Here is a 14,347-nt window from a genome sequence, read left to right as displayed (position 1 = left end):
TAGTGAAAATGGCCTTGTGCTTAACGTGGGTGCTTGGGCTTCTCGTTGGCGCATTCGTCAGTTTCAGTTTGTTGGTGGTGCGAGTGTTAGTTTGTGGCGTGAGTTTAGACGTGCAAAGTCTGACGGAATTAGCCGACTCTCAACGACAGCAGTTAATGTTTTTAAGGCTGCTGACAGCTCACAGTTTGCGGAGTTTATTAATTTGCTTGGTGGTGCGTTTGCAAAGCGCTCTGAGCGGCCTTTTCAAGTTTCCCGTGTGGGTGATGGGCTTAACGAGTACGGGGAGCAAAAAAAGCGCGTCTTAGGTATTCAAGATAATTGCACAGGGCGAGTTTTACAAACGCGTGAAACGCGTTTTTCTCTTAAAAGCCGCGACAGCGGCGCTACTTGGAGCACTGAAAATAACTGTAACCACCCCGCCAATGATTGGCAAATAGGCGCGGGTGATAGGTTAAATCCCATTGCTTTAATACCYACAGAAATACGCCCCAGCGTTTTACGTGGRGCAACTTACTACGAAACAGACGAAGCACTTAAAACAATYACTTGCTTCAAAGTCAAAAATAAMCAATTAACWCAGGAGTYCATYAACTATGGATGAAAAWATTTATTCACAAATMGAGMAAGTAARCGTTCTTGAAAAGCGCGTTGAAAAGGCRAGYGCGTTTGAGCTTAAAARYGCAGCRYTRGCACTTGCYAAGGCGCAGAAAAASCTAAGCATCATGYTWGCTCAAAAGCTTAGTGAAGTTACCGACACAGTTAAGCAATTGGAGCTTAAAACAGCATGAACCCGACCATAGCAAAAATTACTTGCCCGCTTTGCGGCAAYGATGACGCAACGGTGCATAGACAAAAAGACCGCAAAAGAAAGCTGTACTTTCGATGTACGGGTGAATCATTTGGTGATGGTTGCGGAACAATTCAATGTACTGGTGCAMGCGGGCAAGTATTTATTACCAAAAACATGCGCGAACTGAACTCAATTGAGAGTGAAGACGCGGCAATAGAAGCAGCAGAGGACGCTAAAACAGAGCAAGTTAAAACCCAGAAAAAGAAAGGGTTTCTTGATTTTCTAGTGAGTGATGACGATGACGAAAGCTAAYGATAATTTAACCCCCGAAAGTGAAACGCTTGATTTGGGGAAACCTGATTTTTCAAAGTTAATTGATGATGACGAACCCACAATAGCTGAAGAAATAGCAGATACAGACGATRMGYYMAMYGAAACGATGGGGGCGGGTGATATGGTCGCAATCGCGGTTACATTCGGTGCTGAGTATTTAGCCGATAGACGTGGCGACCACTGGCGAGTAACACCAGAAGAACTTAAAAAGCTATCAAAGGCCGTTGACCGCGCAACCCCAGATACAGAGCTATCGCCAGCGTGGGCACTTCTCGCTGTTAGCGTTGGTATGTTCGCACCGCGAATCATTGCTGACATTCACATTAACCAAAAAGAGGTAATCGAAGGTGAAACTACGACAGAAAGCACTGAGCAGAGTAGACCCGACGCTGCCTAACATTCACCATTTAGTTGTAGGTGCTACAGGTTCAGGTAAAAGCGCATTTATCCGCGTAGCTCGTAGCTCGTAGCTCGTAGCTCGTAGCTCGTAGCTCGTAGCTCGTAGCTCGTAGCTCGTAGCTACCCCCTGCCACATCCCTGCATCTGTTGCTGATAACGGTTTGCCATGGATGCCGTGCGTTGGGCCGCGCCTTTCATCCACTTGTTGTTTTTCCAGGTACCGCGGGCATAGCCGCCGTGGCCGGCGTAGTAGTTGAGATAGAGATTGTAGGTGTCGTTACGAGCCACGCCGTTTTTTTTGTAGCTCTGGTAGTGATACCAGCCGACAAACTGCACCGCATCCTTGAAGTCATCCCGGTCCGCGCCACGGCGACCGGTGGCATCCTTGTACCAGTCCCAGGTGCCATCCAGCGCCTGGGGATACCCATAGGCCGACGACGGGCGTTTCCAGGGAATGAAACCCAGCAGCTTGGTCCGGGGCGGCCTGGCCTTGGCGTTGAAACCCGATTCCTTGTAGATGGTTGCCATCAATACCGGTACCGGCACACCGTATTCCTTCTCGGTGTTCTTGGCGTACTTGTACCAGTTATTGAACCAGCCACCCCGCTGATCGAACACCGCGCAGACATTGTCCGTGTTGGTCGGTGTGCCGGCACAGCCACTCAGGGTCAGTGCCGCCAACAGCAGGGGTAGCCAGATTTTCATAACGCTCCCGGGTCAATGCCGTGCTGGGTCAACATGGACAGTAGCGCAGCTTCGTCGCACACCTCAACGCCCAAGGATTCCGCTTTCGCCAGTTTGGAACCGGCCGACGCGCCCGCCACCACCGTACTGGTGTTTTTGGACACCGACCCCGCCACTTTTGCTCCCAACTGCTGCAACGCCTGCTTGGCCTGGTCACGGGTAAGCTGCTCCAGGGTGCCGGTAAGCACCCAGGTTTGCCCTTCCAACGGCCGACTTTCGGCCTGGGCCGGGGCGCGGGTAGCCAGAGCGGCAACCTGATCCTCTGCCTCCTGCAAGCGGGCTTGCCAACCGTTCTCCGCCAGCGCCCTGGCCAGCTGCGTCATAACCCCGGAGCGCACGCCCTTGGGCTCGGCGCCCGCGCCTTCAGCCGCCGCCGCGCTCAATTGCGCCACGGTGCGGAAGTGCCCACCGAGGGTTTCCAAGGACTTGTCACCAATGCCCTCAAGATTCATGCCCAACCGCTTGGCGGCTTTCAGCAACTGCGCCAGCGTCAGGCTGTTCACAAAGGCTGCCGAGGGCACCCCGCTGGCCTGCGGGTTCACCCCTTCCGCCAGCAAGCCGTCGATCACTGCCTCGTTATCCGCTTCCGCAAAGAAGGCACCAATGGCCTTGACCACTTCCATGCCCACATCCGGCACCGCCAGCAGCAACAGCAAGGGAGCGCGGCGGATGCCCTCCAGATCACCAAAACAGTCCGCCAGATTCTTGGCGGTCTCTTCACCGATCTGCAAAATGCCCAGAGCAAACAGGAAACGGCCCAGCCCCACGGTCTTGGACGTCTCCAGTGCGGCAATCAGGTTATCCGCGGACTTCTCGCCCATGCGCTCAAGGCCCGCCACCTGCTCGGCTTTCAAGCGGTACAGGTCGGCAACGGTGGCAATCAGTTGCTGATCCACCAGCGCATCCACCAGCTTGTCGCCCAGGCCATCGATATCCATGGCCCGTCGGGACGCAAAATGCTTGATGGCTTCACGCTGTTGAGCGCCACAGATCAGCCCACCGGTACAACGGGCCACCACCTGATCATCGCCGCGCAGAATGTCGCTACCGCACACCGGGCAGGAGGGCGGCAAGGCAATATCCCGGGCGTCCGCCGGGCGGCGCTCTGGCAGCGCCCGCACCACCTTGGGAATCACATCCCCGGCCCGGTACACCACCACGGTGTCGCCAATACGGATATCCAGGCGCTGAATTTCATCGATATTGTGCAGCGTGGCGTTACTGACGATCACGCCCCCCACATGCACCGGCTCCAGCCGTGCCACCGGTGTCAGTGCGCCGGTGCGGCCCACCTGCCAGTCCACGCCGTTCAGCACAGTAAGCTCTTCCTGGGCGGGGAACTTGTGGGCAATGGCCCAGCGTGGGGCGCGGCTGACAAACCCCAGATCCTGCTGCCAGTCGAAACGGTTGACCTTGTAAACCACGCCATCGATGTCGTAATCCAGTCGATCGCGCTTTTCCAGAATGCCCTGGTAGAACGCCAGTAGTGCATCAACACCCGCACACACCCGCACCTCCGGGTTGACCCGCAGCCCCCAGCTGCGCAGGGCATCGAGCATGTCAGCGTGGGTAGCCGGCTCGCTGACACCCTCCAGCTGGGCCATGGAATAGGCATAAAATTCCAGCGGCCGGCTGGCGGTGATGCGGGGGTCCAGCTGGCGCAGACTGCCGGCCGCCGCATTGCGGGGATTGGCGAATACCTTCTGACCGGCCTCTTCCTGGCGAGCATTCAGCGCCGCAAAACCACCGTGGGGCATTACTACTTCACCACGCACTTCCAGTCGCGACGGTAGCGCGTCGCCGCGCAGTGTCAGGGGCACCGAACGAATAGTTCGGGCATTAACGGTGATGTTCTCGCCGGTCTGACCGTCCCCACGGGTGGCCGCCCGCACCAGCTCCCCGTTCAGGTACAACAGGGAAATCGCCAGCCCATCCAGCTTGGGCTCGGCCACGTAATCCACCGTTTCGTTCACATCCAGACGTTCGCGAATCCGTTTGTCAAAGGCGTGCAGGTCATCATCATCGAAGGCGTTATCCAGGCTCAGCATGGGGACTTCGTGTTGCACCTGTTCAAACGCATCCAGCGGCACGTCCCCGACCCGCTGGGTCGGCGAATCGGCGCTAATCAAATCCGGGTACTGGGTTTCCAGGTCTTTGAGAGCACGAAACGCCCGGTCGTACTCCGCATCGGGCACTGCCGGATCGTCCTGCACGTAATAGCGGTAAGACCAGTCGTTGAGCTGGTCACGGAGGTGTTGGGCTTTCTGGATGATGTCTGGATTAGGCACGGTAGCAGCAGCTAATGATGAAAGTGAATAATGGATAGCGAACGACTCGCTCTGTAGGAGCGCCACTTGAGGCGCGAATCCCGATGTTGCTTTTCTACCGCTTCGCGCCTCAAGTGGCGCTCCTACAGTGTCATCTTAAACGTAGGGCGCATCCTGCAGATGCTAGGAGTCTCGAGGTACGAGTAACGAGGTACGAAAACCTTTTGTATTTCGCTTCTCGAAACTCGTCACTCGCAACTGCTTTTACGCGCTGGGCACCCGCTGACGCCGCTCGAATTCCTGCACACGCTGGCGCAGGTGTTCCATGGTCTGCGGCGTCAGCACGCTGTGTTGTTCATCCTTGAGTTCACCGTCCAGCTCAGCGGCCAGGCGCTGACAAATGGACAGCATCTTGTCCAGTGCGCCCATAGCATCCGTCGGCCCCGGCAGCTTCAAGAAGAAAGTGACACCGGCAAAGGTCTTGTCTTCCATGGTATCCAGATCGAAGGTGCCCGGCTCAACCGCGTTGGCCATGGAGAATTGCAGCTCATCAGCACCTTGCACACTCACATGCCGGTGGAAAATATTCATCCGGCCGTAACGCAGCCCCGCTTCCAGCAGCATGCGCAACAGCGCGCTGCCATCGAACGGCGCGCCACGGTGCGCAATCAGGTGTACCACAATCACTTCCAGCACGGGCTGGGGCTCACTGGGCGCCTTGGGTGCGGGCCGGGCTTCTACCCGCGCTTCCTGGCGAGGCGCCTGACGCGGCGAAACCCGAGGGGCCGGTTCGGGCTCGGGTTTCGGTTCAGGCGGTTTTTCCGCTACCGGTTGTGTCGGCACCGGGGCGGGCTCGACATCAGGCTCCGCCGTGCGCTCTGGCTGGGGCTCTGGTTCCTGCTCACCGTCGAACAGGCTTTGCTGCTCTGCGGTACGCGCTTGCGCCGCCGCTTCATCAGGCTCCATCACCATGGGCGGGCGCTCGTCCTGCTCTGCGTCTTCCATGGCCCGGCGGATAACCCGTGCAGAGCCAATCAGCTCCGGGTTATAACCGCTGCCCTCTTCTTCCTCTGCCTGATCGCGGTAGCGCGGGTCGATGCGCATGCGCAGTCGCCCATGCCGCTCCCTGATCATCCGCCGCACACCGTCGGCCAGAATCAGCAGAATCAGAATAACCAGAATACCAATCAATGTTTCCAGGTTCAGGCCCATTGCCTCTTCTTCCTTGCTTGTGCTGAAGTGCCGCTGTTACAGCGGCACCGATTCCTCACATCGCCGCCATTTCGGCCGCTTCTTCCACATCCACCGATACCAGACGGGATACACCGGGTTCATGCATGGTGACCCCCATCAGGGTAGCAGCCATCTCCATCGCAATCTTGTTATGAGTGATGTAGATAAATTGCACTTTTGCAGACATTTCCGACACCAGGTTACAGAAACGCCCCACATTCGCATCGTCCAGCGGCGCATCCACCTCATCGAGCAGACAGAATGGCGCCGGGTTAAGCTGGAAGATACTGAACACCAGTGACAAGGCTGTCAGCGCTTTTTCCCCACCAGAGAGCAGGTGAATGGTGCTGTTTCGCTTGCCCGGCGGACGCGCCATGATGGTTACGCCGGTATCGAGCAGGTCGTCTCCGGTGAGCTCCAGGTACGCATGACCACCACCGAAGACTTTCGGGAACAACTCCTGCAGACCACGGTTGATACGATCAAAGTATTCCTTGAAGCGCGCCCGGGTTTCCCGGTCGATCTTGCGGATGGCGTTTTCCAGGGTGCCGAGGGCGTCTTCCAGGTCTTCGTTCTGGCTGTCCAGGTAGTTCTTTCGCTCGGATTGCTGCTGGTACTCGTCGATAGCCGCCAGGTTGATCTGCCCCAGGCGGGAAATCCGCTGGCCGATCATGTCCATCTCTTGGGCCCACTGCTGCTCATCGGCTTCGTCCGGCAGGTTTTGCAGCACGGTATCCAGATCAAAATTCTGTTCAGAAAGCTGCTCGGCCACGGTCTGCCGGCGGGTGCTCAGGTCCTGCCACTGCATGCGTTTCTGGTCCATGGTGCTGCGCACTTCCTGAGCCTGACGCTCAAACTGGCCACGCTGCCCTTCCAGGTTACGCATTTCATGGTCCACCGTTTCCAGTTCACGGCGGGCTTCGGCGAGCTTGTGCTCGGCTTCCAGACGCACTTCCAGCTTTTCTTCCAGCTGCATTTGCAGTTCCGTACCCGGCTCGTCGCCCTCATTGGTCTGCTCTTCCAGCAGCGCCTTGCGCTCCGCCATCATCTGCACCTGGGTTTCCAGGCGGCTCAGGTTCTGGCGCAGCGAGTCTGCCTGGGTGCGGGCGCCCTGCACTTCCATGGCCAACTGGTGGGACTGATCACGGTCGTGGCGCGCTTTCTGACGGGACTCGTCCAGCCGCAGGCGCAGCTCATCCCGGCGGGATAGCAAGGTTTCGCGCTCGCCGCTGTCGGTTTCCATGGCGTCCAGCGCTTCCGCCAGCACCGCCCGGGCTTCTTTCAGGTGTTCCTGTTCCTGCTCCAGCTGCTCGTTGGTCTCGTCCATTTCCCGGCTGAGACGCTCACGGCGCATGGTGATCTGCTCCAGGCGCACCTGCCGGGCGCTGACCTGGGCATTGATCTCGCCCAGCTCACGGTTGATACGGCTCGCCTGGCGCTGCACTTCCTCGCGCTCTTCTTCCAGCTCGGAAATCTGTTCGCGGGTGCTTTCCAGCTGCTCTTTCAGGCTATCCACGGTGGCCTGGAGGGTGTCAATGTCACCTTCCAGAGTCTCCAGCTCACGGCGGCGCTCGAGGATGCCGGCTTCCTGATCTTCCTCTTTGGCCACTTTCAGCCAGTCCGGGCCCAGCCAGATACCGTCACGGGTCACCACGGACTCGTGGGCCTCCAGCTGGCCACGCAGGGTCAACGCCGCATCCAGATTATCGGCCACGTACACCCCGGCCAGCAGACCTTCCGGAGCCTGCCCCTGAACGTGTTCACGCAGTAGCGTGGATTTGCTGCCCGCCGCCGTCGTGGCGCTGGGGCTAACCAGCGCCACCCGGCCATGGGACAGGTCATCCAGCCATTCGCCCAGCTGCTCAAAGCCGTTTACGGCGACGGCCTGAATGCTGTCGCCCAGCACCGCTTCCAGGGCTTTTTCCCAGCCTTCCGCCACTTGCAGCTGGTCGGCCAGACGCGGTTCGTCATCCAGCTCATGCCGGGTCAACCAGTCGCTGACCGCGCCATCGTCGCCCATGGCCGCTTTCTGCAGGGCTTCCAGAGAGGTGCGACGGCCCTTCAGGCTTTGCAGCTTCTCGCGGGCCTCATCCAGCTGACGGCCCCGGTCGCCGTTATCGCGGCGGAGCTGATTGATCTCTTCCTGCAGGGACTCGCTGCGCAGTTCGTTTTCTTCCGACTGCCCGCGATATTGCTCTACCTGCTCTTCCAGCTCGCGCATTTCCTGGGCCAGCGGGCCGGCATCCAGGGATTCCTGTTCTTTCTTCAGGCGGTCGATACGGTCGCGAAGTCGCTCCTGGGACTTGTCCAGATGCTGAATGCGGGACTGCTCCACCTCGGCCTGACGGCGTGATTCCCCGGACTTGCCGTTGAACTCTTCCCACGCCTGCTGCCAGTTCTGCATGGTCTCTTCGGCCAGCGCCAGCGCTTCGCTGGAGGCTTCCTGCTGCTCGGAGACCATTTCCAGTTCTGGCTCGCGCTCGGCCAGAATGGCCTCCAGTTCTGCCACTTTCTCGCTGTCGATACGCAGGTGTTCGTCGCCTTCTTTCCAGCTGGCGCGCACCTGATCCAGCTCTTCGTACAGCTGCTGCTTGCGCTCGCGCTGATGCTGGATGCTCTGCTCCAGACGTGCCACTTCCGCCCCCAGGGCGTAAAAATGCTGCTGGACTTCGTTAAAGCGCTCCTGCACTTCATGGTGCTTCTCGCGCAAACGCTCTACTTCCGCGTCCACGTGGCGCTGTTCCGCCACTTTCGCTTCCATGGACACGTCCAGTTCGCCAATCACATGGTCCAGCTGCTTAACCTGCACATCCAGCCCTTTCCAGCGCAATGCCTTGAGCTGCGCGCCTTTCAGACGCTCTTCCTCTTTGTACTGCTTGTATTTCTCCGCCGCACTGGCCTGTCGGCTCAAACGCTCCAGCTGACGTGTCAGCTCATCGCGGATATCGGTCAGTCGCTCCAGGTTTTCACGGGTACGTCGAATGCGGTTCTCGGTCTCGCGGCGACGGGCCTTGTACTTGGAGATCCCTGCCGCTTCTTCGATATATACCCGCAGCTCTTCCGGCTTGGCTTCAATCAGCCGGGAAATCATGCCCTGCTCAATAATGGCGTAGCTGCGCGGCCCCAGGCCGGTGCCCAGGAAGATGTCGGCGATATCCTTACGGCGGCATTTGGTGCTGTTCAGAAAATAATTGGACTGACCGTCCCGGGTCACCTGGCGCTTCACGGAGATTTCGTTGAATTTGCCGTATTCCCCGGTCACGGTGGCGTCGGAGTTATCGAAAACCAGCTCAATGGAGGCCTGGGCCACCGGCTTGCGCGCATTGGAGCCATTGAAGATGACGTCAGCCATGGACTCGCCACGCAGGTGCTTGGCGGAGGACTCCCCCATCACCCAGCGAACCGCATCAATGATATTGGACTTCCCACACCCGTTGGGCCCCACCACAGCGGTGAGGTTTTCCGGGAAATTGGTGGTGGTAGGGTCCACGAAGGACTTGAACCCGGCCAGTTTTATGGATTTCAGTCGCATAGTGTCTGCTTAACTCGGGCCAACAGGCCAAAAATTGGGCAAAAACAAGGGTTTTCACCGCCCCCTGAAGCGATTACGGCGCACCTGGGCACTAAAAGGGCTAAGTCTAGCGACAACCGCAGTCGAATTCATCAGGCACAATACCGATTAAGGCCGCGGCACGCTTCATGCGGCAAGCAACACGCCGCCAACCCGGACACGTTTTACGGCATTTGATGTTTTCAGGGCCTCGGCAACGGCGCGGGTTGCGGTCTTGCTCCTGCCTGAAACGCCCTTTCCCCGCCGAGGCTCGGATTCGGAACGTCTACGGCAAAACCTCCCAACATCTCTCGCTTTCCCGTGCCGCAGAGGGCTGCAGCTCGCAACGTGTCTGCACCCTGTGCAGCGCGAAGCACCACAGGTAACATTCAGCACAACCTGTGTTCGTGTTGCTGCGTGCAGCATGTTGCATGAAGCGTCTCTTTTAAAAGGATTGCCCGTGTCCCAGATCGCCGATGCCATTACCTACCTGACCCGCAGCCTGAAACTGGCCCGCAGCCCGGAGCTGCGGCGCTATGTGATCATCCCGCTGATCTTCAATATCCTGGTATTTGGTGGCCTGTACTGGCTCAGCGGCAGCTGGATTGCCGGCTGGATCACCGCCGCCACCGCAGACTGGGCACTGACCGGGTTCTGGAGCTTCCTCAATGGCGCCCTGCACTTCCTGGTCGATGCGGCGGTGGTGCTGGTGTGGATTCTGCTGCTGGGCCTGTTCGCCAGCGTGTTTTCCATTGGCGTGCAGCTGATTGCCGCACCGTTCATGGGCTTTCTGGCCGAGAAAGTGGATATCCAGATTACCGGCCACCCCATGAACGACGAATCCATCCCCGCCATGATCGTGCGCACCTTCAAGCGCGAACTGCGTAAAACCTGGTACTGGCTGTGGCGCGCTGTCCTGATCCTGTTTGTGGTCGGGGTGATTTACTTTATCCCGGTGATCAACGTGCTGGCATCCGCTATCTGGTTCCTGTGGTCCGGCTGGCTGCTGGGCATGCAGTACATCGATTTCGGCGCCGACAACCGTCAAGTGCCCTTTGAAGTGATGCTGGAACGGCTGAAAGAAAAACGCTGGCTGGTACTCACCTTCGGTGCCATCGTCATGGCTCTGACCATGGTCCCGCTGGTGAACCTGTTCATCATGCCGGTGGCGGTGATTGCCGGAACGCTGATCTGGGTGGAGCAGCTGGCACCGCAACCGCAGGATCAGAAGGCCCCCATCTAACTCTCTACAAGGCCGCTGTAGGAGCGCCTCTCGAGGCGCGAATCCGAGCCTAGGCGAGGAAATGGGGGCGGATGCACCCGATCTTTCTAGAGGGGTTGGCGATTAGGTATATTCCTGATCACCCTGCGGGCAATTTCCTTGCTGCGCAAGGTTCGCGCCCCAAGCGGCGTTATTCGCTTCGCTCCCCCCTTCCGGGGCCGCCCAGCGTGCGTTACTCCGCTCCGCTACGTTCCTACAGCGGCCTTGTAGAAACGTTTACCGCATAAATCCAAGCTCTCTGAGCTGGTGAATTTTGTCGCGAGTGGCTGCGGCGTCCTCGAATTCCAGGTTCTTGGCATGCTCCATCATCTTCGCTTCCAGTTCCTTGATTTCCTTGGCCACCTGCGCCGGTGAGCGGGCCTCCAGATAATCGGCGGCGGACTCTGCCACCTTCTTCTCGCCCTTGTACTTGCGATCGAAACGGCTGCCGCCGCTGTCATCCATGATGTCGCGGATTTTCTTGTTAAGGGCCTGCGGGGTGATGCCGTTGGCCTTGTTGAAGGCTTCCTGCTTCTCGCGGCGACGGTCCGTTTCGTCAATGGCCCGCTCCATGGAACCGGTCATTTTGTCCGCGTAGAGAATCGCACGGCCATCCACGTTCCGTGCCGCCCGGCCAATGGTCTGGATCAATGAACGGTCGGAGCGCAGAAAGCCCTCCTTGTCCGCATCCAGAATCGCCACCAGCGCCACTTCCGGCATATCCAGGCCTTCACGCAGCAGGTTGATCCCCACCAGCACATCGAACTTGCCCAAACGCAAATCGCGGATAATTTCCACCCGCTCCACCGTATCGATATCGGAATGTAGGTAACGCACGCGGATGCCGTGCTCATTGAGGTATTCGGTGAGGTCTTCCGCCATGCGTTTGGTCAGCGTGGTAACCAGCACTCGCTGCTCTTTGGCAATGCATTCCTTGGCTTCACCCAGCAGATCGTCCACCTGAGTGGTCGCCGGGCGGATCTCGATCTTCGGGTCCACCAGGCCGGTGGGACGCACCACCTGCTCCACCACCTGCCCCGCATATTTCTGCTCGTAGGGTCCCGGCGTGGCAGACACAAACACCATTTGCGGCGCCAGTTGCTCCCATTCCTCGAATTTCAGCGGTCGGTTATCCATGGCCGAAGGTAAGCGGAACCCGAAACTCACCAGGGTTTCCTTACGAGAGCGGTCGCCTTTGTACATGGCGCCCAGCTGCGGGATGGTCACATGGGACTCATCGGCAATCAGCAGCGCATTGTCTGGCAGGTAGTCAAACAGGGTCGGCGGGGCATCACCCGGTGCCCGGCCGGAGAACAGCCGGGAATAGTTTTCCACCCCGTTGCAGTAACCCAGCTCCTGCAGCATCTCGATATCGAACCGGGTGCGCTGCTCCAGCCGCTGGGCTTCCACCAGCTTGTTCTGTTCCTTGAGCTCCGCCAGCCGCTCGGTGAGCTCTTCCTTAATCATCTCCACCGCCTTGAGCACCGTTTCCCGGGGCGTGACGTAATGGCTCTTGGGGTAGATGGTGGTGCGCCCGATGCGGCGGTTTACCTCGCCAGTGAGCGGATCAAAGATGCTGATGGACTCCACTTCGTCATCGAACAACTCGATACGTACCGCCTCTTTTTCTTCTTCCGCCGGAAAGATATCGATCACATCCCCGCGCACCCGGTAGGTGGCACGGCGGAAATCCATTTCGTTGCGGGTGTACTGCAGCTCTGCCAAACGCCGCAGCAGCTCACGCTGATCAATATGATCGCCCCGCACCAGATGCAGCACCATGGCGTGGTAACTGGCCGGGTCACCCAGACCGTAAATGGCGGAAACCGTGGCCACGATAATGGTGTCCGGGCGCTCCAGGATGGCCTTGGTGGCCGACAGCCGCATCTGCTCGATCTGCTCATTCACCGAGGCATCCTTCTCAATGAAGGTATCAGAACTCGGCACGTAGGCTTCCGGCTGGTAGTAGTCGTAATAGGAAACGAAGTACTCCACCGCGTTTTCCGGGAAGAACTCCCGGAATTCCCCATACAACTGGGCTGCCAGCGTCTTGTTGGGGGCCATGATGATAGTGGGCCGGCCGGTCTGCTGGATCACATTGGCCATGGTGAAAGTCTTGCCCGACCCGGTGACCCCCAGCAGCGTCTGATGACCCAAGCCGTCATCGATACCCTCAATCAGCTGTGCAATGGCCGTGGGCTGGTCACCGGCAGGCTGGTAATCGGAATGGAGCTTGAACAGGCTTTCGGACATTAGGGCTTCCTGATATCCGCCCACCCGTTTGGGCAGACAGCAAAATCGAACGATTCAAAATCGGCACATAGTGTAGCAGAGCCGGCATGGCAAAGGCGTGATGGCTCCGACTCACCTGTGGGAGCGGTCGTCCGACCGCGATACCTCCAGCCCAACCCTCAAGGAAATACGGGACATTCACTGCCTGATCCGGTAAAATGCACGCCCCTTTCTGCGTCGATCCTGCGTCAAAAGCGCAACCATTCGACTCTCTAGATGAACGAGGAGTGCATGTCCGATATCAGCCTTTCCGACCGCGTACAACGCATCAAGCCGTCTCCCACCCTTGCCATCACCGCCAAAGCCGGTGAATTGCGCGCACAGGGTAAAGACATTATTGGGCTGGGTGCCGGTGAGCCGGATTTCGATACGCCGGATCATATTAAAGACGCCGCCATTGAAGCAATCAAAGCCGGCAAAACCAAATATACCCCGGTAGACGGCACTCCCGGCCTGAAAAAAGCCATTATCGACAAGTTCCAGCGCGATAACGGCCTGTCCTACGAGCCCGGCCAGGTGCTGGTCTCCAGCGGTGGCAAGCAGAGCTTCTTCAACATGGCCCTGGCCCTGCTGAATGACGGTGACGAAGCCATCATCCCCGCGCCTTACTGGGTAAGCTACCCGGACATGGTGCTGGTTGCCGGCGGCGTACCAAAAATCCTCGAAACGGACGTAAACAGCCGCTTCAAGATCACCCCGGAACAGCTGGAAGCGGCGATTACGCCGAAAACCCGCCTGTTCGTGATCAACAGCCCGTCCAACCCGTCCGGCATGGCCTATTCCCTGGAAGAGCTGGCCGCACTGGGTGAAGTATTGAAGAAACACCCGAACATCATCGTCGCCACCGACGACATGTACGAGCACATCCTGTGGACCGGCAAGCCGTTCATCAACATCGTCAATGCTACCCCGGAGCTGTACGACCGCACCGTGGTCATGAATGGCGTCTCCAAGGCCTACTCCATGACCGGCTGGCGCATCGGCTACGCAGCCGGCCCGCAGAAGCTGATTGCGGCCATGAAGAAGGTCCAGTCCCAGTCCACCTCCAACCCGGCCTCCATCAGCCAGGCCGCCGCTGAAGCGGCGCTGGCAGGCGATCAGGGCTGCGTGGACGAGATGGTCAAGCACTTCAAGGAGCGTCACGACTACCTGACCGCGGCTCTGGATGCCCTGCCCGGCGTGAAATGCGCCCAGGGTGACGGCACCTTCTACGCCTTCCCGGACTTCTCCGAGGCCATTGCCAACATGGATGGAGTGGAATCCGACACCGACCTGGCCACCCTGCTGCTGGAAACGGCAGAAGTAGCGCTGGTGCCCGGCTCCGCCTTCGGCGCACCGGGCTGCATGCGCCTGTCTTTCGCCGTCGGCATGGACACCCTGAAAGAAGCTATCCGCCGGATTGAGCAGGCATTGGCTAAATAAGCAACAAACGCACCCCCGGGGTGTTGACGACCCCGGGAGGCGTCACTAATATACGC

At 58.7% G+C, this 14,347-nt stretch carries 10 protein-coding genes; 5 read left to right on the top strand and 5 right to left on the bottom strand.

Annotated features, from left to right (window positions below; translation table 11 throughout):
* The 3 genes from COA55_RS07310 to COA55_RS07300 all read left to right on the top strand — a co-directional run.
* The coding region (locus COA55_RS07310; RefSeq protein ID WP_290501203.1) for a hypothetical protein at nucleotides 1-601 on the top strand (601 nt) is incomplete at its 5' end.
* 183 nt (nucleotides 602-784) lie between these two features.
* The gene (locus COA55_RS07305; RefSeq protein WP_290501202.1) at nucleotides 785-1,102 is read left to right on the top strand and encodes a hypothetical protein; all 318 of its coding nucleotides are present in this window, start codon (nucleotides 785-787) and stop codon (nucleotides 1,100-1,102) included.
* Nucleotides 1,089-1,520 (top strand): hypothetical protein, encoded by a 432-nt coding sequence (locus tag COA55_RS07300; protein WP_290501201.1) that lies wholly within the window; start codon nucleotides 1,089-1,091, stop codon nucleotides 1,518-1,520. Before COA55_RS07305 ends, COA55_RS07300 begins: the two co-directional genes overlap by 14 nt.
* 122 nt (nucleotides 1,521-1,642) lie before the next feature.
* On the opposite strand, the gene COA55_RS07295 is transcribed toward COA55_RS07300, so the two are convergent.
* From COA55_RS07295 to smc, 4 genes are all read right to left on the bottom strand, one after another.
* On the bottom strand, nucleotides 1,643-2,227 hold the full coding sequence (locus tag COA55_RS07295) for a transglycosylase SLT domain-containing protein (RefSeq protein ID WP_290501200.1): 585 nt from the start codon (nucleotides 2,225-2,227) through the stop codon (nucleotides 1,643-1,645).
* Complete coding sequence (gene ligA, locus COA55_RS07290; RefSeq protein ID WP_290501199.1) at nucleotides 2,224-4,554, bottom strand: NAD-dependent DNA ligase LigA; 2,331 nt, start codon at nucleotides 4,552-4,554, stop codon at nucleotides 2,224-2,226. The genes COA55_RS07295 and ligA overlap by 4 nt, the downstream gene beginning before the upstream one ends.
* A gap of 243 nt (nucleotides 4,555-4,797) precedes the next feature.
* The gene (gene zipA / locus COA55_RS07285) at nucleotides 4,798-5,745 is read right to left on the bottom strand and encodes a cell division protein ZipA (protein ID WP_290501198.1); all 948 of its coding nucleotides are present in this window, start codon (nucleotides 5,743-5,745) and stop codon (nucleotides 4,798-4,800) included.
* A gap of 55 nt (nucleotides 5,746-5,800) precedes the next feature.
* Nucleotides 5,801-9,298, bottom strand: a complete 3,498-nt coding sequence (gene smc / locus COA55_RS07280; protein ID WP_290501197.1) for a chromosome segregation protein SMC — start codon at nucleotides 9,296-9,298, stop codon at nucleotides 5,801-5,803.
* Nucleotides 9,299-9,776: 478 nt separating this feature from the next.
* Here smc and cysZ point away from each other — a divergent pair, with 478 nt between their 5' ends.
* A complete protein-coding gene (cysZ, locus tag COA55_RS07275; RefSeq protein ID WP_290501196.1) occupies nucleotides 9,777-10,559 on the top strand; it encodes a sulfate transporter CysZ in 783 nt (260 codons plus the stop codon).
* A gap of 255 nt (nucleotides 10,560-10,814) precedes the next feature.
* On the opposite strand, the gene uvrB is transcribed toward cysZ, so the two are convergent.
* The gene (gene uvrB, locus COA55_RS07270) at nucleotides 10,815-12,830 is read right to left on the bottom strand and encodes an excinuclease ABC subunit UvrB (RefSeq protein ID WP_290501195.1); all 2,016 of its coding nucleotides are present in this window, start codon (nucleotides 12,828-12,830) and stop codon (nucleotides 10,815-10,817) included.
* Nucleotides 12,831-13,100: 270 nt separating this feature from the next.
* On the opposite strand from uvrB, the gene COA55_RS07265 reads away from it, so the two are divergent.
* A complete protein-coding gene (locus COA55_RS07265) occupies nucleotides 13,101-14,291 on the top strand; it encodes a pyridoxal phosphate-dependent aminotransferase (protein ID WP_290501194.1) in 1,191 nt (396 codons plus the stop codon).
* Nucleotides 14,292-14,347: the final 56 nt, after the last annotated feature.

Source organism: Alcanivorax sp. (genome assembly GCF_002733835.1).
In the GTDB taxonomy this organism is placed as follows: domain Bacteria; phylum Pseudomonadota; class Gammaproteobacteria; order Pseudomonadales; family Alcanivoracaceae; genus Alcanivorax.
The sequence above is the reverse complement of the archived record's forward strand: the minus strand, read 5'-3'. Positions and strand labels throughout refer to the sequence as shown.